At 35.4% G+C, this 23,174-nt stretch carries 28 protein-coding genes; 22 read left to right on the forward strand and 6 right to left on the reverse strand.

Going from position 1 to position 23,174, the window contains the following annotated elements; translation table 11 throughout:
* Positions 1–32: 32 nt before the first annotated feature.
* A complete protein-coding gene (locus AC1MGI_RS13295; protein WP_480345672.1) occupies positions 33–206 on the reverse strand; it encodes an aspartyl-phosphate phosphatase Spo0E family protein in 174 nt (57 codons plus the stop codon).
* A gap of 684 nt (positions 207–890) precedes the next feature.
* Between AC1MGI_RS13295 and AC1MGI_RS13300 the strand changes: the two genes are divergently transcribed.
* The 5 genes from AC1MGI_RS13300 to AC1MGI_RS13320 all read left to right on the forward strand — a co-directional run bounded on the left by AC1MGI_RS13300 (position 891) and on the right by AC1MGI_RS13320 (position 3,111).
* The gene (locus AC1MGI_RS13300) at positions 891–1,286 is read left to right on the forward strand and encodes a hypothetical protein (RefSeq protein WP_480345673.1); all 396 of its coding nucleotides are present in this window, start codon (positions 891–893) and stop codon (positions 1,284–1,286) included.
* A gap of 12 nt (positions 1,287–1,298) precedes the next feature.
* Positions 1,299–1,646 carry a hypothetical protein gene (locus tag AC1MGI_RS13305; protein WP_480345674.1) on the forward strand — a complete coding sequence of 116 codons (348 nt, stop codon included), beginning with the start codon at positions 1,299–1,301 and terminating at the stop codon, positions 1,644–1,646.
* A 95-nt stretch (positions 1,647–1,741) separates the two neighbouring features.
* Entirely contained in the window at positions 1,742–1,897 is a 156-nt protein-coding gene (locus tag AC1MGI_RS13310) for a hypothetical protein (RefSeq protein WP_480345675.1), read from the forward strand.
* A gap of 127 nt (positions 1,898–2,024) precedes the next feature.
* Positions 2,025–2,237, forward strand: a complete 213-nt coding sequence (locus AC1MGI_RS13315) for a hypothetical protein (protein ID WP_480345676.1) — start codon at positions 2,025–2,027, stop codon at positions 2,235–2,237.
* Positions 2,238–2,292: 55 nt separating this feature from the next.
* A complete protein-coding gene (locus tag AC1MGI_RS13320; RefSeq protein ID WP_480345677.1) occupies positions 2,293–3,111 on the forward strand; it encodes an N-acetylmuramoyl-L-alanine amidase family protein in 819 nt (272 codons plus the stop codon).
* A gap of 796 nt (positions 3,112–3,907) precedes the next feature.
* On the opposite strand, the gene AC1MGI_RS13325 is transcribed toward AC1MGI_RS13320, so the two are convergent.
* Entirely contained in the window at positions 3,908–4,198 is a 291-nt protein-coding gene (locus tag AC1MGI_RS13325; RefSeq protein WP_480345678.1) for a hypothetical protein, read from the reverse strand.
* A gap of 827 nt (positions 4,199–5,025) precedes the next feature.
* Here AC1MGI_RS13325 and AC1MGI_RS13330 point away from each other — a divergent pair.
* The 3 genes from AC1MGI_RS13330 (at position 5,026) to AC1MGI_RS13340 (ending at position 7,834) form a co-directional block, all read left to right on the forward strand.
* Positions 5,026–6,161, forward strand: a protein-coding gene (locus AC1MGI_RS13330; RefSeq protein WP_480345679.1) for an IS3 family transposase whose coding sequence is annotated in 2 segments (ribosomal slippage) — positions 5,026–5,260 and positions 5,260–6,161 — 1,137 coding nt in all. Because the reading frame shifts where the segments join, the coding sequence is not laid out codon by codon here.
* A 311-nt stretch (positions 6,162–6,472) separates the two neighbouring features.
* A complete protein-coding gene (locus tag AC1MGI_RS13335; RefSeq protein ID WP_480345680.1) occupies positions 6,473–6,724 on the forward strand; it encodes a hypothetical protein in 252 nt (83 codons plus the stop codon).
* A 636-nt stretch (positions 6,725–7,360) separates the two neighbouring features.
* Positions 7,361–7,834 carry a hypothetical protein gene (locus tag AC1MGI_RS13340; RefSeq protein WP_480345681.1) on the forward strand — a complete coding sequence of 158 codons (474 nt, stop codon included), beginning with the start codon at positions 7,361–7,363 and terminating at the stop codon, positions 7,832–7,834.
* Between the two features lie 321 nt (positions 7,835–8,155).
* Here the strand turns inward: AC1MGI_RS13340 and lexA are convergent, their stop codons facing one another.
* Positions 8,156–8,779 (reverse strand): transcriptional repressor LexA, encoded by a 624-nt coding sequence (gene lexA, locus AC1MGI_RS13345; protein ID WP_062180545.1) that lies wholly within the window; start codon positions 8,777–8,779, stop codon positions 8,156–8,158.
* A 155-nt stretch (positions 8,780–8,934) separates the two neighbouring features.
* On the opposite strand from lexA, the gene yneA reads away from it, so the two are divergent.
* The 6 genes from yneA to AC1MGI_RS13375 all read left to right on the forward strand — a co-directional run bounded on the left by yneA (position 8,935) and on the right by AC1MGI_RS13375 (position 13,359).
* Positions 8,935–9,240: a cell division suppressor protein YneA gene (gene yneA, locus AC1MGI_RS13350; protein WP_062180541.1), complete on the forward strand. Its 306-nt coding sequence runs from the start codon at positions 8,935–8,937 to the stop codon at positions 9,238–9,240.
* 17 nt (positions 9,241–9,257) lie between these two features.
* On the forward strand, positions 9,258–9,905 hold the full coding sequence (locus AC1MGI_RS13355; RefSeq protein ID WP_480345682.1) for a YneB family resolvase-like protein: 648 nt from the start codon (positions 9,258–9,260) through the stop codon (positions 9,903–9,905).
* A gap of 75 nt (positions 9,906–9,980) precedes the next feature.
* A complete protein-coding gene (locus AC1MGI_RS13360; protein ID WP_062180535.1) occupies positions 9,981–10,217 on the forward strand; it encodes a DUF896 domain-containing protein in 237 nt (78 codons plus the stop codon).
* Between the two features lie 175 nt (positions 10,218–10,392).
* The gene (gene tkt / locus AC1MGI_RS13365; RefSeq protein WP_480345683.1) at positions 10,393–12,399 is read left to right on the forward strand and encodes a transketolase; all 2,007 of its coding nucleotides are present in this window, start codon (positions 10,393–10,395) and stop codon (positions 12,397–12,399) included.
* Between the two features lie 222 nt (positions 12,400–12,621).
* A complete protein-coding gene (gene sirA / locus AC1MGI_RS13370) occupies positions 12,622–13,059 on the forward strand; it encodes a sporulation inhibitor of replication protein SirA (RefSeq protein WP_480345684.1) in 438 nt (145 codons plus the stop codon).
* A gap of 84 nt (positions 13,060–13,143) precedes the next feature.
* A complete protein-coding gene (locus AC1MGI_RS13375) occupies positions 13,144–13,359 on the forward strand; it encodes a YneF family protein (RefSeq protein WP_062180526.1) in 216 nt (71 codons plus the stop codon).
* 569 nt (positions 13,360–13,928) lie between these two features.
* Here AC1MGI_RS13375 and AC1MGI_RS13380 read toward each other — a convergent pair.
* Positions 13,929–14,093 (reverse strand): aspartyl-phosphate phosphatase Spo0E family protein, encoded by a 165-nt coding sequence (locus AC1MGI_RS13380; RefSeq protein ID WP_049681008.1) that lies wholly within the window; start codon positions 14,091–14,093, stop codon positions 13,929–13,931.
* Positions 14,094–14,312: 219 nt separating this feature from the next.
* On the opposite strand from AC1MGI_RS13380, the gene AC1MGI_RS13385 reads away from it, so the two are divergent.
* The 6 genes from AC1MGI_RS13385 to AC1MGI_RS13410 all read left to right on the forward strand — a co-directional run bounded on the left by AC1MGI_RS13385 (position 14,313) and on the right by AC1MGI_RS13410 (position 21,328).
* Complete coding sequence (locus tag AC1MGI_RS13385; protein ID WP_062180522.1) at positions 14,313–15,020, forward strand: cytochrome c biogenesis protein CcdA; 708 nt, start codon at positions 14,313–14,315, stop codon at positions 15,018–15,020.
* A gap of 185 nt (positions 15,021–15,205) precedes the next feature.
* Positions 15,206–15,565, forward strand: a complete 360-nt coding sequence (locus AC1MGI_RS13390) for a response regulator (protein ID WP_480345685.1) — start codon at positions 15,206–15,208, stop codon at positions 15,563–15,565.
* A gap of 124 nt (positions 15,566–15,689) precedes the next feature.
* A complete protein-coding gene (locus AC1MGI_RS13395) occupies positions 15,690–16,172 on the forward strand; it encodes a CcdC family protein (protein WP_480345686.1) in 483 nt (160 codons plus the stop codon).
* 217 nt (positions 16,173–16,389) lie between these two features.
* Positions 16,390–16,818, forward strand: a complete 429-nt coding sequence (locus AC1MGI_RS13400) for a DUF2621 domain-containing protein (RefSeq protein WP_062180511.1) — start codon at positions 16,390–16,392, stop codon at positions 16,816–16,818.
* Positions 16,819–17,051: 233 nt separating this feature from the next.
* Complete coding sequence (locus AC1MGI_RS13405) at positions 17,052–18,197, forward strand: exonuclease SbcCD subunit D (RefSeq protein WP_480345687.1); 1,146 nt, start codon at positions 17,052–17,054, stop codon at positions 18,195–18,197.
* Entirely contained in the window at positions 18,194–21,328 is a 3,135-nt protein-coding gene (locus AC1MGI_RS13410; RefSeq protein WP_480345688.1) for an AAA family ATPase, read from the forward strand. Before AC1MGI_RS13405 ends, AC1MGI_RS13410 begins: the two co-directional genes overlap by 4 nt.
* A 370-nt stretch (positions 21,329–21,698) precedes the next feature.
* Here AC1MGI_RS13410 and AC1MGI_RS13415 read toward each other — a convergent pair whose 3' ends face one another.
* Entirely contained in the window at positions 21,699–21,842 is a 144-nt protein-coding gene (locus AC1MGI_RS13415) for a small acid-soluble spore protein P (RefSeq protein WP_082190999.1), read from the reverse strand.
* Positions 21,843–21,990: 148 nt separating this feature from the next.
* Between AC1MGI_RS13415 and AC1MGI_RS13420 the strand changes: the two genes are divergently transcribed.
* Positions 21,991–22,248, forward strand: coding sequence for a hypothetical protein (locus AC1MGI_RS13420; RefSeq protein WP_403073592.1), 258 nt, complete (start codon positions 21,991–21,993; stop codon positions 22,246–22,248).
* Between the two features lie 208 nt (positions 22,249–22,456).
* On the opposite strand, the gene sspO is transcribed toward AC1MGI_RS13420, so the two are convergent.
* Complete coding sequence (sspO, locus tag AC1MGI_RS13425; RefSeq protein WP_062180501.1) at positions 22,457–22,600, reverse strand: small acid-soluble spore protein O; 144 nt, start codon at positions 22,598–22,600, stop codon at positions 22,457–22,459.
* A gap of 271 nt (positions 22,601–22,871) precedes the next feature.
* On the opposite strand from sspO, the gene AC1MGI_RS13430 reads away from it, so the two are divergent.
* Positions 22,872–23,117: a PepSY domain-containing protein gene (locus tag AC1MGI_RS13430; RefSeq protein WP_480345689.1), complete on the forward strand. Its 246-nt coding sequence runs from the start codon at positions 22,872–22,874 to the stop codon at positions 23,115–23,117.
* Positions 23,118–23,174: the final 57 nt, after the last annotated feature.

A 23,174-nucleotide genomic window follows, 5' to 3' on the forward strand; every position in this document is an offset into this window, starting at 1 on the left:
TTCATTTCGTGAATTGGATATGAAAAGTAATGCTAATAAGTGGTTTTAACCAAACGTTGATACTGATATATCAACCTGTCTAGTTCTTGACTATATTTAATAGTTTCGGGACTAGAGATTCCATTTTCCATACCTGATTTAATCATTTGATTTTTTAACATATTAATATTTTTGTACAATACTGTGCATTTTAAGTGTTTTAACATAATCTTTTAACTCCTAAATTTTAAATGTATTAGTAAATTATGCAATAAAATGAATAAAAATGGAACACTTTATTTTTCTGATTTACGAAGAAGTAATAATATGTTTAAAATCGCAACAGTCAACATCTGACACAAACTCAACTTCCGAATGATTCGGAACATCCTTCTGAAACACTCAGAACATTTTCGGAACCCATTCGGAAGTTCCGAAAGAACAAAGGCAGTTAGCTTCCGATGTAACTAAAAATAGTATTTATACCTATGCTTCAGCTACAGACAACAAAGCTCTTAGTTACTTCCAGTTCTCTATAAATGGAGATGTACAAGCCACACGTTACGTATCAGGTACAAGCGCTGACGCAAATGTGACATTCTCCAACCTAAATCCAAGTACAACTTATAGTATAAAGGTAGATGTTGTTGATACTTCAAATAATAAAACATCAATTACGCGCAGTGTAACGACCAAAGCGCCATCTGATACAACAGAACCTACGTATGGAATGTACAAGGAGCACCTACTACTAATTCGATCTAAGTTTCATGGGATGCTTCGGATAGCGGGGGGCAGTGGTTTAAGTTACTTCAGGGTCTATATAAATGGATCTTACACTACTGTAAATAATGCAAGCGCGCGTTCATATTCTTTTGCAGGACTTTCTTCTGGTACGGACTACACTATTTATGTTCGTGCCTATGATGGGGCAAAACTGGACAGACTCAGCAAGTAAAGTGATTACGACACTGACTAACAGATCCACTAATTTCAGTTGGGATGCATTTAAAGTAGCCGACAACAATGTTAATGTGTCAGCTACTGAATGGAATCTTCTCCAGCTTAAAATAAATGAGTTTCGAGTCTACAAAGGGTTTTCAGAGTTCTCTAGATACAGTTACTATAATGGGGATAACTCGTTCGCGATGGCTTATACAGGTAATGTTATCGTGGCATATCACTTCAATCAGGCTAGAAATGCGATAGGTCCTATAGTAAGTGCATCACCTACTGTAAGTTCAGCAACCACAATTACAGCTAAATTACTAAATGATTTAGTAAGTACATTAAATTCAATATATTAGGAGGTTTTTTTTATGACATCAGTACAACGAAAATTAAATGACGCAAGCTTTATCGCGGATTTTGTTAGCTACGATCCAGAATTGCTTAGTGCCGAATTTAATAAACCGGATATTTTGATGGTGAACATTGCAAATGAAATAATTAACAAGAATACAATTTTATATATTCGACCAGACGTAGACTCAGAAGGTGCTAACGTGAGAATATATCTTCATTCAGGTGAATCGTTAGTAGCTTTAGCTGAAAATTATAACGCTACAGAAACAACTAATAAGATTAACAGGGCAAACGGGCTAGTTGTGATTGGCAGTGTAGTGATTAATAAAAATCTAATTTCTAGAATTTCTAAGATTGCGTAAGGCAGGCTTACACCAGTGCAAGATTAAAAGAGTTATTAATCATCCATCGAGGTGTTTTTTTTACGTTCTTTTTATTTTAAAAATGAGGTGATGGTTTGGGAGTTCAAATTGGTATTTCAATCTTGTGTACGGTAGTAGGGGTTCTTATTGGTTTTTTAACATTTAGTCGCAATCGTGATAAGGACGTTAAAAATGATGCTTCTGAATCGGCTGTAATCAGGACAAAGCTCTCAGGTGTCGAATATCTATAAGGATCGATATCAAAGCGAACGAAAGGCGCGTATCTGAGTTATCTGAGCGTGTTATTCGTGTTGAGGAAAGCAGTAAACAAGCCCATAAACAGCTTGATAATTTCGAAAATAAAGGGGCGACACAATAATGAAAAAAGATGTATTCACGTTATTAGGAGGGTTCCTGACAGCCCTTCTTTTTTTCTTTGGTACGATTGGAATTAAGTTTGACTGGTTCACAGAAGCGAGTATTAATGCCTTTCTTCTTGTCATTTCTGCATTTGTTGCACTTGTTATTAATGTGTATGCGGTGTGGGAAAATACTCATACAGGCTGGTTTAAAAAGAAAAAAGGAAAATAAGCTGTCCACACGGATGGCTTTTTTGTTCATATAAATAAAATATGAGGTGATAACGATGGTAAAAAAAATAAAAATTGATCCTGGACACGGCGCGAAAGATCCTGGGGCAGTTGACAATGGATTGCTCGAAAAAAATCTTACTTTAGAAATCTCAAAAGAAATGAAAAAATATCTTGATGAAAACTATACGGGTCATGAAACGACTCTTACAAGGACAACGGATATCTTTATAGAGCTTTCAGAACGAGCCAATATCGCTAATAGAGATGGTTCGGATGTATTTATCTCTAATCATGTGAACGCAGGAGGAGGTACAGGCTACGAGTCTTATATCTACACTAAACCGAGTGCTGGTTCTGTAAAATTACAAGAGATTGTTAACACTGAAGCTCTTGCTACTGCGAAAAAGTATGGTTTAGGAGCCCATGGCGATGATACAAAGCAAGAGAATTTAGCTGTTGTTCGGCAAACTAATATGCCTGCATTATTAACAGAAATTGCTTATATTGACTCAAAAGATGCAAACTTGCTAAGGAATAATAATTTCATCAAGGATATGGCTGCAGCTTATGCGAGAGGTGTAGCAAAGTATTTGAATTTACCCGTAAAGAAGGTGGTTTCTAACGTGGTTACCGATACAAAAAAATATAGATTAAGAACAGGAGTCTTCCCGACTGCTGAGGCATTGGTTGAAGGGAAAAGGCGTCTTTCAGAAAAATATGGTTGGTTGCTTTATGAAGTTCCCGAAAGTACAAATCTTAACCCTGGTTATCGTATTCTCACAGGTACATTAACGAGTAAAATAGTGGCTGAAGGATATGCAGAAGAAATTAGAAAAGCTTTTGGATGGACTGTGTATGTTGCAGAAGCCTAAGTATAGGATGAAAATGGTTTGGTAAAAATAATATTCTACCCTGTGATTCATTTGCTAAAGCCCTTCTCTTAATTCAGAGGGAATTTGGAACCAAAAAATAAAAGAAAGACACCTCCTGGGAACAAAAGAGGGCACTGAAAAAGTCCGTTTAAAAAGGAAAACAAGTTAACAACTTACTACATATTGGTCGTTAGCTTATTTTATTATCTATATATTGATGAAAGTCTTTAAAACTTTTTAAAAAAATTACTTTTTCAGTAGCCTCGGAACAAAATGATGTCTTTCTAATTATGGTTTATTTTTTCGTCTCATCAATATGGGTATTTTTTGAAATCTCAGGATCATAACCATTAAATCCATAAAGGTCATTAAATCTGGCAACTAATAATTCATCCTTATCAAAAATTAATAGATTATAACCTGATAAGTTTTCCTTTATCTTGACGTAGATCCACTTTTTTAAAGAATTGGATCGTACAGTTCATTTAATCTCCAGTTGAGTTAAATGAACGTATTAATAATAATTTCTATGATTATGACAATCGTTTGGACTAAAACATCCAAAGGAATTATTCATTAACAGCACCACCTGGGCAATTATGAAATTGTATTTGAGCAATTGATATTACGTTCATTTTTGTTTATTAGCCATTTTACACAAAATTTTCGTAATTATAAATAGGTGTGTTAAGGTTATTAGACACATACTGTTAATTAATTCTCTAACAACCATCCTAAATCAGATGGTAGAAATTATTAGCCATTATTTCATAGCTAGTATTATTCAATTATTTTCTTACTTGAAAGGAGCTCTATGTTTATTTTTAAAGGCTATAAATGCCGTTTTTAATGAAGCGTAATTGCCAATAGCAGCATATCCATAAAACCAGCCCATAAAAACACCTGCAATTAAGTTGTGTCGATGACTAATGAAAATGGAAATTAATAAACCCAGTATTAGTGCAGTAAGGGGCACAAACTTATCAGGGACTTTAAAAAATACTTTTATTAGTTGAGTTAGAATCATTACTACGGGTACTGCTATCACAGCATCCCAAAAATTTGTATGGATTATTGGAAAATTCATATTAAGTCACCTCTTAGATAGGGTGCCCTAAAAAAGAAATTTAATCTGCTTTGAATAATAACCAACCAAATTTCGCAGTATAGTCAAAACGGTTCCTTATAAGTACATAAGGCACAAAATAGGAGAATTACTAAATAAGTAATTACAACTGATTCATCGAAACTCGGAATGACAGCCATCATGTTGAGTTGAAACGAGTTACCTAATCCTCCCACATGCATGTAATGGTAGTAGCTTGAATGTGTATGAAGCTAGGTGAAGTCGGCTGAAAGAAACCTAAGTTGTTTATATAAGATACGGTTTATGATAGGTCGGGGTGCTATAAAATATCTATGATGAGAATGTCCAATAGGACTGACGAACTTACGAATGTAAGGGTCTATATAGTTACTATGAGTGAAAAACATAGACTGATACAATCAGAATCCTCATTGGTATGAAGGATTTTTGTTTTGTGGGCAGTTTGACAAATTTATTAGGTTCAAAAGTAACTGCACATAAATTGTCCATAAAATTTTGCAAAAAGATTATCCAAGGACGTTTTTATTTTTCAAATTTGTTCATAATGACCTATTGGTTTATATCATTTTTAGCAAATACTAGTAGATCATACTAGTTATTATTCTTTAAAACTACCTAAATTTGATTTTGAAACTTCTGATGAAAGCAAAATCTATATTCAGTGTCTGGCTTATTATGATAATATGTTTAGGATTCTAACTTATTTCATCACCAAACAATTTGTTTTTATTGAATGTAGTATAGATGTATGGACACAACTTGGTTAAGTTATTAATATTGAACTAACGAGAGGACGTGTCCGAACTATGAGTCAAAAACGCTATAATCAAGAATTTAAACAAACAGTAGTTGAGCTTTATCGCTCAGGTACACCAGTCAGTCAACTATCTAGCGAATATGGTATTTCTGAAGTGACAATTTATAAATGGATTAAGCAACACTCGCCAATTGAAGGTACACAAGAATTAACTGTGACAGAAGTAGATGCCATCCAAAAGGAAAATCTCCGATTAAAACAGGAGCTTGAAATCCTAAAAAAGGCTATGACCATATTCGCGAGAAAATAGATAACGAAGAATTGATCGACTATATTACAAGTGAAAGCGAACATCATCCAGTACAGCTGATGTGTCGTGTTTTAAAGATGCCTAAAAGTACGTATTATCAATCTTTTCATAAGCAACCGAATAGCTATCATGTCGGCAATGAACAGCTACTTGAACGAATTCGTGTCATTCACCATGAAAGTAAGGGGCGATATGGTGCACCCAAGATCTTTGAGACACTCAAGCAAGAAGACTACACGGGCACGATTAATCGAATTCAACGCATCATGAAAAGAGCAGGCATTCAATCAAACACTACAAAAAAATACCGTCCTACACCGACACAGAAACCAGTAGAAGAACGAGAAAACGTACTGGAACAAGATTTTACAACAACGAATATTAATGAAAAATGGGTGGCCGATATTACGTACATTCATACAATTCGTCATGGTTGGTGCTATCTAGCATCTGTACTAGATTTACATACGAAAAAAGTGGTAGGTTATAAATTCTCTCGTAAGATGACAACAGAAATTGTACTGGAAGCTTTAGAGAATGCCGTACAAGATCAAAGCCCTGGGCCAGGACTCATTGTACACACGGATTTAGGTACCCAATATACAAGTGAAGCGTTCCAAGAACGCCTAAAGAAATACAAAATGATACCGTCATTTAGTCGAAAGGGATGCCCTTACGACAATGCTTGTATTGAATCATTTCACGCAACACTAAAAAAAGAAGAAGTATATCAAACGCATTATGATAGCTTTGAGACTGCGAGAATCGCCCTCTTTACATACATAGAAGGTTGGTATAATCGCAAACGAATTCATGGCAGCATCGGTTATGTAACACCAGATTCATTCGAAAAAATATGTCGAGCAACTGCATAAATAAGGGGATTCAAAAGTATTCCCCTTTCACATTTTTCATGTGCAAAATCTATGATTGGTTGTTGTACAGATCAAAAAACTTAACTTTTTTGTGTCCAAAATCTTGACGTAGATCCATATCGGGTAGATCAAAAAATGTTCATTAAGTTTATGAAATATTATTTAAGCTAACTTTGGTTGGCTTATTTCTATTGCAGTGTGAAGATTATGTGCAATAAACCATACATCCATTAAGTTGGTAATGTTGAATTACTCGACATCCTAAAAGTTAATATACTATTGATTAAATAATATTTATCGGGAGGGAACGAATGATGTGCGAAAAAAATCATCATATACTAAGTGTTATTGATTTTATGCATACGGATAACAAAACCTTATTTGTGAAAGTTGTAGGGTACGATGCGAATTTCAAAATAGAATTTAATGGGGAAATAAAATTCCTGAATGGAATGCCATTTGGAGATTTGATCCATGGACAAAGATCAATTTTATCACCTGAATGCAGACAGTACATACGAGAGAATTTGTTAAATAAATATAGCGAGGGGAATTTTAATTAACTGAGGTCCAAATGGCTCTTGAGTTTGAATTAAATAATTAGCATAAAAGACGTCCTGAAGTATATCTTGAATAATGTGCACTTTAAAAAATCCCTTATTGGTTTTTTTTATCTTTATCATTGTTGTGTTATTTGGACGTGTATAGTGTTCGTAGCCAGCCCAAATGACACCATTATACAGTTTAAATAAGTCTAAGAATAAAAAACATAAAAAGGGACATTCACCAATACACTAAACTATATGTTTTTGTTCAAGAAAATAGATAAGAACGTAAAAAAAGTATTGATGTTTCATTTTTAAGGCAATTATCTTCATACTGAAGACTGTTATCAAATACAGGACGTATTACAGATTAACAGGCAGTAAGTACTCTTACGAAGAGACTTAGAGGAATCAAGAAGCGATAAGAGTGGATGACGAACTGTCCGTAAAGGTCCGATTGGTTCATCTAATCATTTTTTGAGATGATGGACCCCGAAAATGGAAAACTCACTTTATTAGGTTCATTAAAGTGGAAGAGTAAAGGCTTATTAAAAGTCACTTTTTATGTTCTTTGTGAACCGTCTCCAAGATTTTGTGGCAATATTTTGGAAGTGGGTTTAAAAAGAATATATTCTGGAAAAAGGAGGGGTTAGTATGTTTGAAAGAGACGAAAAGTTGATTTCTGAAAGTATTGAGCGATTAGAAAACAATGAGCTGTTGGTTGAAAGTCAAAAAGAGGAATATTTCAAACTTTTAGAGCTACAAGAAATGAAATTTCTCGAAAGAGCTGAAAAAGTAAAGCCAATCATTTCGTACTTAAAAGAACATCATTATTCTTTCCACAATAAAAAGTTCGATTGCCGTTCTTTCAAAGGCCCTGTTATTGGTCGAAATGAAAATATAGTGTACGTTTATGAAGGGGAATGGTCATTGGTTACTTCAATAAACCTTCAAACAGGGAAAAGAGACTCGATTATACTGAAAACTTTTTTAGATGAAAATTCATTTAAGGATGCAATGGATGCGTTATTAGAAACGGCGTTCGTACAAGAGCATGAATTAACAAAAAGTCAAAAGAAAATAGAAAATTCAAATGAAGATCTCAATAGTGTATTTGGATCACTTTGAATGAATAGAATTGCTTTATAAGTAAGCGTCAGAAAGTCCCCATCGGTTACAGGTGGGGATTTTTTGATGCTTACTTTTCAATAACAAAGCAACAACCTAGAATTACAAAAAACAAATTCCGAATTTGCTAAACCCACTGATTTAAGAATTGAAAAATTATTTGTAATAGTTCCTAGAATCAGTTCATATAGATTATCAAAGAGAGGTTGTCCAAAAATCTGGGGAGAATCACTTTATTTACATGAATTGTATTGAGTAACTAAAGTTAGAATGTTATCGAAAAAATAAACCTCCTGCAATAACAGGAGGGAAAAAGCACTATTAATGGATTTGGCGATAAAGTCCAATAACTCTTCCGAGAATTGATACATTCCCTAGAATGATTGGTTCCATATCGGAGTTTTCTGGTTGTAATCTGATGAACTCTTTTTCTTTGAAAAAGCGTTTCACTGTTGCTTCATCATCATCAGTCATGGCAACAACAATATCACCATTATTCGCGGTACTTTGTTGTTTTACAATAACATAGTCGCCATCATGGATTCCGGCTTCAATCATACTATCGCCCATAATCTCGAGCATGAAGACTTGTTCGTCATGTGCCGCCATCGATTCTGGAAGTGGGAAGTATTCCTCGATATTTTCAATTGCTGTAATTGGAAGGCCAGCTGTAACTTTTCCTAGTAATGGGACATTGATGACATTATTTTTTGGTATATTATTCGTTTCAGATTGATCTAGTATTTCAATGGCGCGAGGTTTGGTAGGATCTCGACGAATAAGTCCTTTACTTTCTAATCTTGATAAATGACCGTGAACGGTTGAACTTGAAGCTAAGCCAACTGCTTCTCCAATTTCTCTTACTGAAGGTGGATAGCCTTTAGTGCGTACTTCGTCTTTAATAAAATCCAATATATCATTTTGCCTTTTTGAAAGCTTTGACATATATTCACCCCTTCTCTCTTATTCTTATTTTTATTATATCACGCGGGAAATAAAGATACAAACATAAGTTCGAATACTGTTGACTAAAAACAGGTGTTCGATTTATACTGGGATTATCAGATAACGAACAAGCATTCGATTTTGGAGGGATAACAATGAAAAAACTATTAAAAAGTCATACGTATACACTTTTATTAGCAGGAATCGTCTTTATTTTTTCTTTATTTTTCTCAATGAATAGAAATTATGATAATCTTGACAATTATATATCCGTTACTGTAGATCATGGAGATACTCTATGGAAAATGGCTGAAATATACAATACAGACGATTTATCGAGAGATGAGTTCATTGAATGGATCATTACACATAATGAAATATATGCTAATTCGCTAGTACCGGGAGAATCTATTATTTTACCAGTAACTAAAACAAATCTAAGTCTAGCAAGTAAGCAATAAGAAAGTTGGAAAGAAAAATGAGAGCGATTATTTACTGCCGAGTAAGCACAGAAAAAGAAGCACAGGAAACATCACTTACGAGGCAGGAAGAAGAGTTAAGAAAACTAGCTAACAAATCAGAATTTGAAATCGTTTCTATAATTAAAGAGCAAGCAAGTGGATATGAACTTAACCGTGATGGAATTTTTGAAATGCTGGATATTTTTAAAAAGAAGCAAGCTGATGTTCTTCTAATTCAAGACGAAACGCGACTGGGGCGTGGAAATGCGAAAATTGCACTTTTTCATGTAATCATAAAAGAAGGTGTGAAAATTTATTCCTTATCACATGATGGGGAAATTGAACTATCTGATTCTGATTCGATGGTCATTAATATTGTTGGAATTGTTGAAGAGTATCAGCGAAAGTTACATAATATTAAGATTAAACGAGGCATGAAACGGGCGGTTGAAAATGGGTTCCGCCCGCAAAAAAATCTGAGCAATCAGGGAATGAGTGGTGGAAGAGAACGAAAGGAAGTTCCAATTGAGGAAATAGTAAAACTTCGAAAGAACGGACTAACATTTGCAGAAATTGCAGCTACTTTAAGAGGGTTTGGTTATCAAGTTTCAAAAGCTACTATAAATCGCAGATATTTAGAATATCAAGTCTCAAAAGAAGATTAACAAAAAGCAGAGAACTTGTATTTTCGCTCTTTTTTATATAACATGACACTATTGAAACAGTAAAGGAGCAAAAGTATGTTATCGAAAGAAAAATTAGCTCGGATAAATGAGTTAGCAAAGAAGGCTAAGTCGAGCTCTTTAACAGTGGAAGAAGCGAAAGAACAATCTAAGCTGAGAAGTGAGTACTTAGAAACGTTCCGTAAATCCATGACAGATACAATCGAGCATTTGACAATTGTTGACCCCGAGGGAAATGATGTAACACCTGAAAAGCTTAAAAGTATTAAAGATATAAAGAAGCGTTTGCATTAAGGGGTGTAGAGTTAGAGAATATCGAATTCGATATTCTCTTTTTTTTGTCTTAGAATTCACGGATTTTAGTAGGGAAATAGGGTACTTTAATAACGTGTCTGAATTATTGTTGTCTTTAATTTACATGACATTATAAAATAGTAAGGGCATACATATATAAAGGAAGGATGGTTTAATGTTAAATAAAACAGATGCACTTTCAATCAATACAATTCGTACTTTGTCAATCGATGCTATCGAAAAAGCAAATTCTGGACATCCAGGAATGCCGATGGGGGCCGCCCCGATGGCGTACACTCTTTGGACCCAGTTTATGAATCACAATCCAAAAAATCCAACTTGGTTTAATAGAGACCGTTTTGTTCTTTCTGCAGGACATGGATCGATGCTTTTATACAGCCTTTTGCATTTATCAGGCTATGATTTGTCATTGGATGACATTAAAAATTTTCGCCAATGGGGTAGTAAAACACCAGGACATCCTGAATATGGCCATACTGCAGGAGTGGATGCAACAACTGGGCCTCTCGGACAAGGGATAGCAATGGCAGTAGGAATGGCTATGGCTGAACGTCATTTAGCAGCAACATACAATCGCGGAACATATAATGTAGTAGATCATTATACATATGGTATTTGCGGAGACGGAGATTTAATGGAAGGTGTTTCATCTGAAGCTGCTTCACTAGCTGCTCATCTTAAGCTTGGAAGAATGATCGTCTTATATGATTCAAATGACATATCACTTGATGGAGATTTAGATAAATCATTTAGTGAAAGTGTTGAAAATCGTTTCAAGGCATATGGCTGGCAATATATACGTGTAGAAGATGGAAATGATTTGACTGAAATTACTAAAGCTTTGGAATTGGCGAAAACAGATGAAACGCGCCCAACACTTATTGAAGTAAGAACTGTTATTGGTTATGGTTCACCTAACCGTTCTGGAAAATCTTCCGCTCACGGAGCGCCTTTAGGTGCTGATGAATTAAAACTCACAAAAGAATATTATAAATGGACATTTGAAGAAGATTTCCATGTTCCGGATGAAGTTTATGAGCATTTTAATAAAACTGTTGTGGAAGAAGGCAGCAAGAAGGAATCAGCATGGGAAAATCTTTTTAATGATTACAAAAAAGATCATCCTGAATTAGCTTCTCAACTCCAAGTGGCAATCAATGGCGAATTACCTGAAGGATGGGATCAAGATATCCCGGTATATGAGGAAGGGAAAAGTCTTGCTTCAAGGGCTTCAAGTGGTGAAGTATTGAATGCAATTGCAGCTAACCTACCAAGCTTTCTTGGCGGTTCAGCTGATTTGGCTGGTTCCAACAACACGATGATTAAAACGGCATCAGACTTCGTTCCAGGTGAATATGAAGGGCGCAATATTTGGTTTGGCGTTCGTGAGTTTGCAATGGGTGCGGCACTAAACGGAATGGCTCTCCATGGTGGAGTAAGTGTATATGGTGGAACATTCTTTGTATTCTCTGACTACCTACGCCCAGCCATTCGTTTAGCTGCGCTAATGGGTCTTCCAGTAACGTATGTATTCACACATGACAGTATTGCGGTCGGTGAGGATGGGCCTACTCATGAGCCAATCGAACAACTGCCATCGTTGCGCGCGATGCCAAATCTTGGTGTTATTCGTCCTGCGGATGGAAACGAAACAGCTGCAGCTTGGAGAGAAGCCATTCAATCTAAGAACAAACCAACTGCACTTATATTAACTAGGCAAAACCTTCCTACTTTAAAACACACGGCTGAACTTGCAAATGAAGGAGTTAAAAAGGGTGCATACATCGTGTCTCCTTCTAATAAAGTAGAAGCAGATGTTTTACTACTTGCGACAGGTTCAGAAGTTAATTTGGCTGTTTCAGCTCAAGCAGAACTAGCGAAAGTAGGAATTGACGCCGCAGTAATTAGTATGCCATCATGGGATCGTTTTGAAGTTCAATCTAAAGAGTATAAACAAAGTGTTATCAACCCTGCAGTGAAAAAGCGCCTAGCTATCGAAGTTGCGGCTCCATTCGGCTGGGATCGGTATACAGGGGATGAAGGGGAAATTCTTGCAATTAACCATTTTGGTGCGTCAGCCCCAGGAAATAAAATTATGGAAGAATTCGGCTTCACAGTTGAGAATGTTGTAAATCGAGTAAAAGCCCTATTAGAAAGTTAATTTAGAAACGGGTTGGCATCTTATTAAGATACCGACTCGTTTCTCTGTTTATTGAAGAAAATTAAGTATAATCACTTTTTTATGGGGGGAAATACTATATTTGTAATGGTATATGGAAAAATAATGATTTCGACAAAAAAACAAGCTTTTTTCTCCATCAAACAACATATCTTTTTCGCTTTCAAGAATATAATAAAGAAAAGAATGTTAGGAGGCAGTTAAATGAGAAGTTATCAAATCTATTTAATCGAAGATGAGTTTGCCCGACATTATTTTGGTAGAGAGAAGATTTTTTTCAATTTGTTTTTGGAGTATATTCAATCATCTGACTGGCATAAGGATATTTTGCAAAAACAAATCGAATATATTACAAAAAAAATACCTACTAGCAACGTTCATTTTTCATTAGAACAAAGTTTACAACGTAAACAAGGGTATTTAACCCAAAATGGGGTATATTATTTAAAAACAAAGAGTAACAGTAAAGCTACCGTATATATTTACGAACATTCCATTATGTTAAAAGCTGAAGGCGATTTTGATGCGGAAACTACTTTTTTTGAATGCATCCGTAAATGTGAGGCGAGCTTTCTGGCCTTTGATTTTGAGAATAAACGTTACGGCTGGTTAAAACCGATAAAAGAAAGAAAATATGGATAAATAGAGGACATGACGATGTGGAGTATTGTATAATAACGATTGGTCTAGTACACTTATAGTAGACAACATGAAGGAGGAAATAATATGCTTTGGCAAATAATTTTAGCCGCAGTTTTGGCTTTAATCGCCGGTGTAGCACTTGGCTTTTTCATCGCTAGAAAATATATGATGAGCTACCTAAAGAAAAATCCGCCGATTAATGAACAAATGCTTAAAATGATGATGATGCAAATGGGGCAAAAACCATCTCAGAAGAAAATCAATCAAATGATGAGCGCAATGAACAAACAGGTAAAATAAATAATTCCTTGTGGCTCTTACGTTCACAGCTCGTTTGATTACGATTATTATACAAGTTCTTCTCCTACAAAATGTAGGAGAGTGAATCTTTCATTAGTAATTTGTCTTTTTTCTGATTTATCTTTCATTACTTTAATCCGAAACCACCTTTTCTGTTGAAAAATAAAGCAGATAAAGGTGGTTTTTTGTTTGTTGCTAGAAGAAATTATTGAGAAATATTTATACCGTTGCCAAGCAAAGGGATTCACATCTAAAAACATGATAAACAAAAGGTAGGGATACAAACAGTTAAAAATTTGTAACTGCTCAGTCTACAGCTTTTACGCAAGACAAATAGAGGTCACTGCTAGTAGACAGTGCCCCTTACTATAGGAAGAAAAGAGCTCGATTTCCCCTTCCCGAATGAATGAGCTGTTCGATCGAGTGAAAGACTGGTTTTCCTTGTTTCTGATCCTTCGTACATGAAAATTTCCCACTGACTTTATGAACAGCTTTTTTAAGATATTTTAAACCCATCTTGAGAAATCATACAAGGCGGGTTGTATGGTTTGAATGATTAACTGCTTATGCTAACCAATTTGTTTTAGGAACAATTGGTTATATTGATTTAGCAGAATGTCCAATTCTTGACTGTATACGATCGTTATTTGAGAATTAAGACCGTTTTTAGAAACGATTTTAATGAGCTCATTGCGTTTTATTTCGATAAGCTCGAGAAATTCTAATCGGGTCATAACTGCTAGTCCTTTCTAAACATTAATAGAGAGGTGTTTATACCTGATGTAATCTTGTCCCTAAATATGTATGATACTTACAATATTAATTATACAAGCTTGTGGAAATAAATTCAAACACTTATTCATATTTTTATATGTTCACAATTCAGTAAATATCTTTTTCTTAGTGCATTTGGTAGAATGAAGGTAAATTGCTTTTCATAGGAGTTGACATGCTTGAGTGACGTTAGCATATTATTAGCCTTTGGTGCGGGGTTTCTAAGTTTTATTTCTCCTTGTTGTTTGCCACTTTATCCAGCCTTTTTATCGTATATTACAGGGATGAGTGTCAATGAACTTAAAACAGAGAACGCTATGCTGCAGAAGAGAAGCTTATTTCACACATTATTTTTCTTATTGGGTTTTTCTCTAATATTTATCGCTTTAGGTTTTACTACTTCCTTTCTTGGTGAGTTTTTTGAAAATTATCAAGATTTAATCCGTCAAATTGGTGCTATCATTATTATCTTTTTTGGTTTAGTAATTGTCGGGATATTCAATTTTGAATTCCTAATGAAAAATAAACGAATTGAATTCAAAAACCGTCCAAGTGGGTACATAGGTTCCGCATTAATTGGTTTAGCATTTGCTGCAGGATGGACCCCGTGTACAGGTCCTATTTTAACAGCTGTTTTAGCAATGGGCGTCAACAACCCAAATTCGGCGATGCTGTATATGATTGCTTATATTCTAGGTTTTGCGATTCCGTTCTTAATTTTGTCTTTCTTCATCGGTAAAATGAAGTGGATAAAAAAACATAACCACCGTATTGTTAAAGCGGGTGGATACATCATGATTCTTATGGGGATTGTGCTCTTCTTTGATTGGATGACGAAAATTATCATTATTTTCACAAATATTACCGGTGGTTTTCAAGGTTTCTAATATGTATTTTACATAACAATCCATTAATAAATGAAATAGTAAATTCTGGTGAGTGAATTGTTTGAATATCTTATGAGATTACGGTAGCCTATAAGAATACGTATTAATTAATTAGACTAAGCATGTTGCTGAATTCTGTTCAGTATTATTTTTACTTGTTGCATGATTTGGGAGGGTTAAAAGGAATGGCTAGAATATTAGTAATTGATGATGCAAAGTTTATGAGAATGACCCTTTTAAATATATTAAATAAAGCAAATCATATAGTGGTCGGCGAAGGTGAAAACGGGGAAGAAGCAATTGAACTATACCGTCAATTACATCCAGACATCGTGACTATGGACATAACTATGCCAGTAATGAGTGGCATAGATGCAGTGAAGGAAATAAAAAAGGAATTTCCACAGGCAAAAATAATCATGTGCTCAGCCATGGGTCAGCAAAAGATGGTTGTTGAGGCAATTGAAGCCGGTGCAAAGGATTTCATTGTAAAGCCATTTGATGAAAATCGAGTGGTAGAAGCGATTAGTAGGGTGAATAATTAAATGATTTCCTGCGATACCTAATAGAATTAGCCTCTTTGTGAAAGAACTTTTGATAATTTTTTGTAGTAGGATATAATAAGGTCACAAGTAACATACCTTATTAAATAAAAGGAATGAATGGGTTATGATTTATATATCATCAGCTGTGGCGCTGTTTATGGCCATCACTGTACTTATTGTTCGTTTAAAGGCAGCGAAAAAGCCAGTTAACTTGAAGAAAATTATTTTACCCCCGATTTTTATGAGTACAGGGGCTCTTATGTTTATGTTTCCGATGTTCCGATTAACTGGGTTAGAGGTGCTTGAATCTGTGTTGGTAGGGATGGTATTTTCTATTTTCCTTATAAAAACCTCAAGTTTTGAAGTTCGGAACAACGAGATTTATATTAAGCGATCAAAGGCGTTTGCTTTTATTCTTATCGGATTGCTTATTGTCCGGTTGGTGGCTAAATGGCTATTAAGTTCCTCAATCGATGTTGGTCAGTTAGGTGGTATGTTCTTTCTTCTTGCATTTGCAATGATTGTACCTTGGCGGATTAGCATGTATCTTCAATATCGTAAAATTCATAATGAACACTTTGGAAGCAGTAAAATCGTAAAAGTATAAAAATAATGAATGTAAAAAGCGGTAGCAACTATTGCTAACCGCTTTTTTTAGTGGGCTTCATACTTCTCTACAAAGACAAGTTATGGATGAAACTTTAATAAAGTGGCTAAAGCATAGTAGAAATTCATAGAGTTAATCTGTGGTACTACTTGTCAAGATTTAGCAAAGTGTCTATAATAAATAGTATTAAATATTTGGAAAATTCGAGGTGAATGACGTGCTTGAAGGTTGGTTTTTATGGTTTATCCTTGCATGGACGGTCATTTTGATCACATTAATGGGTATTGGTGGATTTTTCATGTTCCGAAAATTTCTTAAACGTTTTCCTAAAGAAGATGGAAAATCTGATATGGATTGGGAAGAATATTATGTAAGTCAAACTACTCATTTGTGGACAAGTGAACAGAAAGAATTACTCGAAGATTTAGTAAGTCCGATACCTGAACTGTTTAGAGATGTAGGTAGACAGAAAATTGCTGGTAAAATTGGAGAATTGGCATTAAAAGAAAAGTCGCAAACAATTACCCAGGATCTAGTTGTTCGGGGCTATATTATCGCTACACCTAAACGAGATCATAAATTTTTAAGAAAAAAATTAACAGAACGTCAAATTAACATGAATCCATATGAGCATTTATTTAGCTGAACATAGTGAAGCGGACAGTTTACAGGCTGTCTGCTTTTTTTATTTTCCACACAAAGCTTTAACTTGCCTTTCAGTCGGTTTAGTCCGACTACGAAGAATCTCCACACTTTAGTGCAGAGTCGTTCAGTATATATTTAGTAAATTCTTCGAGTTAACGATATGTAAAATGTGGTGTGACCAACTATTTACGAGTTTTGGTATAATGGAAGTACGATGAGGAACGGAGTGATTTCATGAAATTTATTCATACAGCAGACTGGCACCTAGGTAAAATTGTTCATGGTGTACATTTGACAGAAGATCAGGAGCATATGCTTTGGCAGCTAGTAGATGTCATTGAAGAAGAAAATCCAGATGCAATAGTTATTGCAGGTGACTTATACGATCGTTCTGTACCACCTACTGAAGCCGTAGAATTACTTGATGAAATTCTTTATACAATTAATGTGAAAATGAAGAAACCAATTATTGCGATTTCGGGTAATCATGACAGTGCAGAACGGTTATCCTTTGGATCGTCTTGGTATCGTCAGAGTAATCTTTTTATCCAAGGGAAATTTAATAAGGATTTAATGCCAGTTCAGGTGAACGGCGTTAATTTTTACTGTGTTCCATATGTGGAGCCAGGTGTTGTACGTCAAGTACTGCAAGATGATCGAATCACATCTCATCAAGATGCAATGGCCGCTATTACGTCGAAAATAGAACAAAATATTAATCCAAATGAACCGAATATTTTGGTCGGACATGCCTTTGTCTTAGGCGGAAAAACGACGGATTCCGAGCGAGTTCTGTCCGTTGGAGGATCGGGTTGTGTTTCAGCGGAAGTTTTTAATGCATTCGACTATACGGCACTTGGTCATTTACATAGTCCGGATGCGCTCAATCATCCTAAGATTCGGTATTCAGGTTCGTTAATGAAATATTCATTTTCAGAAGCAAAGCAAAATAAATCCATTTCCATTGTTGAAATGAACGAGAATGGTAGCTTTGATTTAAGGTATCGCTCACTTTCCCCGAAAAAAGATATGCGAGAGATAGAGGGTTATATGGAGGAGCTACTTGATTCTACTTTTTATCAATTTCAAAAAACGGAAGATTATTTGAAAATTACACTACTAGATGAAGGCGCAATTATTGATCCGATTAATCGGCTTCGTAAAGTGTATCCAAATGTCCTTCATTTAGAAAGAAAATGGGATTTGCTCGACCTTCGTCGAAAAGAATCGTTCTCATCCATTAAGGATGAAAAAAAATCAGAATTAGATTTATTTGAAACATTTTATGCGGAAATGACAGATCGTCATTTTGATCAAAAAAAGCGAGATATTATGGCTTCCGTTATTGACAACGTGAAAAGAGAAGGTGTATTGAGATGAGACCACTTCGATTAATGATGCAGGCATTTGGACCATATGCAGGGAATGAAATCATTGACTTTTCACAGCTTGGAAATCGCACAATGTTTGTGATTTCCGGAAAAACAGGAGCTGGTAAGACGACCATTTTTGATGGAATTAGCTATGCAATCTATGGAAAGGCAAGTGGCGAAGATCGAAATGGACAGGAGCTAAGGAGTCAATTTGCAGCAGATGATCAATTGACAGAAGTAAGTTTGGAATTTATGCTCCGTGGAAAATTGTATTATATTTGGCGTTCACCACAGCAAGAACGGAAAAAGAAGTCAGGTGAGGGCACGACAACGGTTACGGCGAAAGCAGAGTTATATGAAGTCCAATCGAACGATGAGAAGAAATTGCTTGGTGCGAATGTTCGTGAGGTGGATGAAAAGATCAAGACCATTATCGGAATTGATGCCAATCAATTCCGTCAAATCCTAATGATACCACAAGGTGAATTCCGAAAGCTGTTAACTTCGGAAAGTAAGGAAAAGGAACAGATTCTTCAAAGACTATTTCATACAGAATTATATAAAACGATTGAAGATAAGTTGAAAGAAGAAGCGTCTGAATTAAAAAAGTTAAGTGAGAAAAGCAGGCTTGACAGAATTCGTTATATGAATGAAATTGCAGCAAGCGATAATGAAGAGCTGATAATAGAACTTAATCAAGATGAACCAACTGAGCAAAAGGTACTACCACTACTAGAACAACAGATTTCACATGACGAATCCCGTTTATTGCAACTGCAAACCGTCATCGATCAGAAACAAAAAGCTCGTGATTCTCTTAAGGAAGACTTATTTCGTGCAGAAGAACAAATTAAACAATTTTTAAATTTGGAAAAATTAACGATTGAAAAAGAAAAATTAGAAGCTGTAAAAATTGAAATTGATCAAGTGAAAATTCAAATTTCCAACGCTTATAAAGCAGCTGCGGCAGAGAAACAAGAACAATTTTATTTAAGAATCGGTAATCAAGTGAAAGAATTACAAGCAAATCACGAGCAATTAGAAAAGAAGCTTATACAAAGTGAAGAAAAGAAAAAGAATTTGCAAATTCAATATGAAGAAGAATTAGCTAAAGCAGGCAAGCGAGAGGAAGCAGCAGTAGTTGTTTATAACCTACAGCTGTTGAAGGAGTCAGTTGAAAACCTAGCTAATCAAATTCAAAAGACGACTCATTTGGAAAAGCAATGGCAGCAAATGGCCATCCAAAAAAATACGGCAGAAAATGATCTCATTACGATTGAAAAAGAAGAAGAAGCTACGCACATAATAAAACAAGAATGTGAACAAGCGGCCATAAAATTTGCCGAATTGGAGAGGCAATCGGATCTCAACGATCAGGTTCTGTTTAGAATAACGAAACTTATTGAAGTTACGAAAACAATGAATCAAGTAAAACAAGCAGTAGATCGCAATCAAATTAGTCTGGCTAATTCAAGTAGCAAACTTGAAAAGGAAAAGTTGGGACTGGAATTATTAAACAAAAAATGGCGTGAAAGCCAAGCGGGTATATTAGCGCAAATGCTCATTTCTGGTGAAGCTTGTCCTGTATGTGGTGGGGAAAAACATCCCAATCCTGCTCACTTTCAAGAAGATATGCCAAATGAAGCCGATATCGACCGACAAACGATTCTTGTACAAGCTGCGGAACAGAAAAAAGTACAATCAGAAACAGAATATTATCAAGTTAAATCACAATATGACTCAATCCAAGACACATACAATGAAAGAGCAGCAGAAGTAAAAGAACGAGCCCCTGAAATTGACTTTAACAACCTAGGCGAATTTGAAAAGGATTGTAAAGCCAATAAAAGAGAATTGGAACGTCGTTTAATGATGCTCGCTGATAAAAAAGCACAACTCGGGCAAATTACAGAAAAACTCTTTACCTTAAAAGAGAGTAAAGCGAAACTGAAACAGCGCTCGGTAGACTTGAAAAAAAGTGAAGATACTTCTCGTATAGCATATTTAGAGGAAAATGCCAAACTTGCTTCCTTAAAAGAAGCAGTACCTGATGCGATTCGAACCCCACAAGGGTATGAGAATGCATTGAACAATGCCATAACGCAACAAAAAATAATGCAACAGGCATTTGAAAGCACTCAAACAGCTCTGCAAACAGCGTTAGAGCAAGTGACGATCATACAAACCAATCGAACTTCGATTGGTAAGCAGTTGGAAACAGTAAAACTTGAGCTTGATAAAGAACGACTTCAATTCAAAGATGATTTGAAAAATCAGGGATTCGAGTCGTACGGACAGTATACAGCTTCGAAAAAAACAGAATCGGAATTAAAGGGGTTAGAAAATCAAGTTCAGGAATATGATAAACAATATCATACAGTAACTGGCCTTCATCACGATCTTGAATTGAAGTTAAAAGATATTGCTAAACCCGACTTAGTTAGCTTACAGAAAACTGTGCAAACGATTGATGAAGATTTGGAACAACATCGCAAATTGTATAATTTCATCTTTACATCGAAAGAACAGAATATCGTCATTCAAGAGAAAATTCTTGCAATTATTGAAGAACAAAAAGAATTGGATGAAAAATATGCGGTTATTGGTCACCTCCATGAAATCTCCAAAGGACAAAACCCGTTTCGCATTACATTTGAACGATATGTCCTTGCCGCTTTTTTAGATGATATTTTAAAAGAAGCAAATACAAGACTAGTAAAGATGACAAGTGGACGATATCAATTATTACGGAAAGTCGATCCGACTAGAAGAAATATTCAAAGTGGATTAGAGCTGTCTGTGTATGACCAATATACGGGGCAAGAAAGGCATGTAAAGACATTATCAGGGGGGGAAAGCTTCAAAGCCGCATTAGCCTTAGCTCTTGGTTTAGCGGATGTTGTGCAACAAAATGCAGGTGGTATTTCATTGGAAACGATGTTTATTGATGAAGGCTTCGGCACACTTGATCCGGAATCTTTAGAACACGCGATTGAAACATTGATGGATATCCAAAGCAGCGGTCGTCTCGTTGGAATCATTTCTCACGTGCCTGAGCTAAAAGAACGAATTGACGCACGTCTCGAAGTCATTGCCACACAGAAAGGAAGCAGAACAGTATTTCAATTTTCAAGCTAGTGTTAGTTGACAAGAAAGAAGGGCTACCAAAACAGGTCAAACTGAATCAAGATGATATGATTGTTTCAATTATTAAGTTAATTTCAGAAACCAACATGCAAATTGGGACACAATCAGTAGAAAGGCTAAGTCTGCTAAATGTTTGATACTTGGTAGAGCTTTGAACCATTTGCAAAATCAGATTTTTTGATAAAAGAGAATATGGCGAAGTAGTCGGGGGTATAGTGAGCGAGCTTATTATATACAACAAATAGACAAAGAGTCAGACCTCACACGTTCTATATATAGCTCGAATTGTAAAAAGATAACTTTATAAACTGCATATAGAGTGTGAGATCAGATACTTTTGGACTAGCTGTTATTTTTGAGCTTACATATCGTGACTAGAGTTGTGTTTTTGGCGGCTGTGATTTCTGTTTTTTACTTTATGCGATCCACTTAAAGGTGCAGGCTGTCCTGGATTATCGCCTTTGGGAGCATTTTTCCTAATATCTTTTCCATCGTTTTTGTTCATTTTCTATCCCTCCTCTTACCATTTATGATGAGCAGTATTTTTTAGAATATGCACGGAATCACTTTCTATTTATCGTATAAACTTTGTCAATAGGTAAAACCTACTCATACATCACAATTCGATGTTTTCTAAAAAGGAGTGGGCAAAATTGCTAGATAAACAAGATAAAAGGCGAGCATTTCAAGAGGCCGACCAAAGCTTTAAGCAAGTGCAGGAAACGATGTATGAAATTGTTAAAGACGGACCTGAGTATGGTAGTCAGCTTAAACATGTGAAACAAGAAATGGATGAAGCTTATCAACAAATTCAAAGTGCGCTACAGGTTGCCTCAGAGCATCAGAGGGAGCAACTACAGCGGTACCAAGAGGATCTTCAAAGTATGATCGAAGATGTTGAACAATCATGATACAAAACGAATATGGCGTTAAAACGCGACCATTTACCACATGTAGCATGCTACACTCACCTAATCACAATGGTGGCGGTGCGGAGCCGGATTTTGAAGTACTTTCTTAATAATCTACCAAGTAGATTATTAAGTCGCGAAGCCCCCGTCCCTTATGTCCTTCATACAAAAGAACCGCCAGTTGAACGTGTCACTGGCGGTTTTACTATTACTGGTTTTTCTTCCGTTTTTTATTATTTTGTTTTTGTTCTTCTGTCAAAGGTTGAGAAAATTCTTCGATATATTCTGCATTATTCCCTTTTGCCCTAGCTGCATTCAACCGAATAATATTGTCCGCTTTACGTTTAGTCATGAAGGTCACCTCCAAGTATAGTTTTGGTTATAAATAGGATTTCTATGTAGACATTAATATTGATAAAGGGAATTGAAAAACTAGAATTAGGGAATCAAACTCTCCCGATTTAAAGAAAAAGTTGTGAAGCAATTTCCCATACCATAGTGTTTTTCACTGGGTTAAGATTAAGGGATTTTACCATTTAGTACTTATATCTTTTCATGCACGATTATCTTGCCTAATTCATAGGGTGAATTGAAATAAATAATATATAAGGGAGATATTTCCGATGTACGAAAATGGTTATTATCAACAACCACCTATGTATAGGCAAGGATTAACGATGCAACAAGCACAAGACATTGCTTTAAAACGAGTACCTGGGCAAGTTTTACATGTTGATATGGATATGGAACATGGAGTTTTGGTATATGAGATATTTGTTTTGACAACCCAAAATAGAATCTATGAAATAGAAATAAATGCAAAAACAGGACGGATTATAAAAGTCGAAGAGGAAGATGATCTAGATTAAAAAAGGAATGAAGAAGTGCTCGTTAATTTGGCACTTCTTCATTTTATAAAATAGCAG

This window comes from Peribacillus sp. BM1 (assembly GCF_056679975.1).

What these genes read in the sequence shown, in the direction of transcription:
- AC1MGI_RS13295 (WP_480345672.1), bottom strand. Translation starts at nt 206, where the DNA reads ATGTTAAAACACTTAAAATGCACAGTATTGTACAAAAATATTAATATG.
- AC1MGI_RS13300 (WP_480345673.1), top strand. Translation starts at nt 891, where the DNA reads ATGTTCGTGCCTATGATGGGGCAAAACTGGACAGACTCAGCAAGTAAA.
- AC1MGI_RS13305 (WP_480345674.1), top strand. Translation starts at nt 1,299, where the DNA reads ATGACATCAGTACAACGAAAATTAAATGACGCAAGCTTTATCGCGGAT.
- AC1MGI_RS13315 (WP_480345676.1), top strand. Translation starts at nt 2,025, where the DNA reads ATGAAAAAAGATGTATTCACGTTATTAGGAGGGTTCCTGACAGCCCTT.
- AC1MGI_RS13320 (WP_480345677.1), top strand. Translation starts at nt 2,293, where the DNA reads ATGGTAAAAAAAATAAAAATTGATCCTGGACACGGCGCGAAAGATCCT.
- AC1MGI_RS13325 (WP_480345678.1), bottom strand. Translation starts at nt 4,198, where the DNA reads ATGAATTTTCCAATAATCCATACAAATTTTTGGGATGCTGTGATAGCA.
- AC1MGI_RS13335 (WP_480345680.1), top strand. Translation starts at nt 6,473, where the DNA reads ATGATGTGCGAAAAAAATCATCATATACTAAGTGTTATTGATTTTATG.
- AC1MGI_RS13340 (WP_480345681.1), top strand. Translation starts at nt 7,361, where the DNA reads ATGTTTGAAAGAGACGAAAAGTTGATTTCTGAAAGTATTGAGCGATTA.
- lexA (WP_062180545.1), bottom strand. Translation starts at nt 8,779, where the DNA reads ATGTCAAAGCTTTCAAAAAGGCAAAATGATATATTGGATTTTATTAAA.
- yneA (WP_062180541.1), top strand. Translation starts at nt 8,935, where the DNA reads ATGAAAAAACTATTAAAAAGTCATACGTATACACTTTTATTAGCAGGA.
- AC1MGI_RS13355 (WP_480345682.1), top strand. Translation starts at nt 9,258, where the DNA reads ATGAGAGCGATTATTTACTGCCGAGTAAGCACAGAAAAAGAAGCACAG.
- AC1MGI_RS13360 (WP_062180535.1), top strand. Translation starts at nt 9,981, where the DNA reads ATGTTATCGAAAGAAAAATTAGCTCGGATAAATGAGTTAGCAAAGAAG.
- tkt (WP_480345683.1), top strand. Translation starts at nt 10,393, where the DNA reads ATGTTAAATAAAACAGATGCACTTTCAATCAATACAATTCGTACTTTG.
- sirA (WP_480345684.1), top strand. Translation starts at nt 12,622, where the DNA reads ATGAGAAGTTATCAAATCTATTTAATCGAAGATGAGTTTGCCCGACAT.
- AC1MGI_RS13375 (WP_062180526.1), top strand. Translation starts at nt 13,144, where the DNA reads ATGCTTTGGCAAATAATTTTAGCCGCAGTTTTGGCTTTAATCGCCGGT.
- AC1MGI_RS13380 (WP_049681008.1), bottom strand. Translation starts at nt 14,093, where the DNA reads ATGACCCGATTAGAATTTCTCGAGCTTATCGAAATAAAACGCAATGAG.
- AC1MGI_RS13390 (WP_480345685.1), top strand. Translation starts at nt 15,206, where the DNA reads ATGGCTAGAATATTAGTAATTGATGATGCAAAGTTTATGAGAATGACC.
- AC1MGI_RS13395 (WP_480345686.1), top strand. Translation starts at nt 15,690, where the DNA reads ATGATTTATATATCATCAGCTGTGGCGCTGTTTATGGCCATCACTGTA.
- AC1MGI_RS13405 (WP_480345687.1), top strand. Translation starts at nt 17,052, where the DNA reads ATGAAATTTATTCATACAGCAGACTGGCACCTAGGTAAAATTGTTCAT.
- AC1MGI_RS13410 (WP_480345688.1), top strand. Translation starts at nt 18,194, where the DNA reads ATGAGACCACTTCGATTAATGATGCAGGCATTTGGACCATATGCAGGG.
- AC1MGI_RS13415 (WP_082190999.1), bottom strand. Translation starts at nt 21,842, where the DNA reads ATGAACAAAAACGATGGAAAAGATATTAGGAAAAATGCTCCCAAAGGC.
- sspO (WP_062180501.1), bottom strand. Translation starts at nt 22,600, where the DNA reads ATGACTAAACGTAAAGCGGACAATATTATTCGGTTGAATGCAGCTAGG.
- AC1MGI_RS13430 (WP_480345689.1), top strand. Translation starts at nt 22,872, where the DNA reads ATGTACGAAAATGGTTATTATCAACAACCACCTATGTATAGGCAAGGA.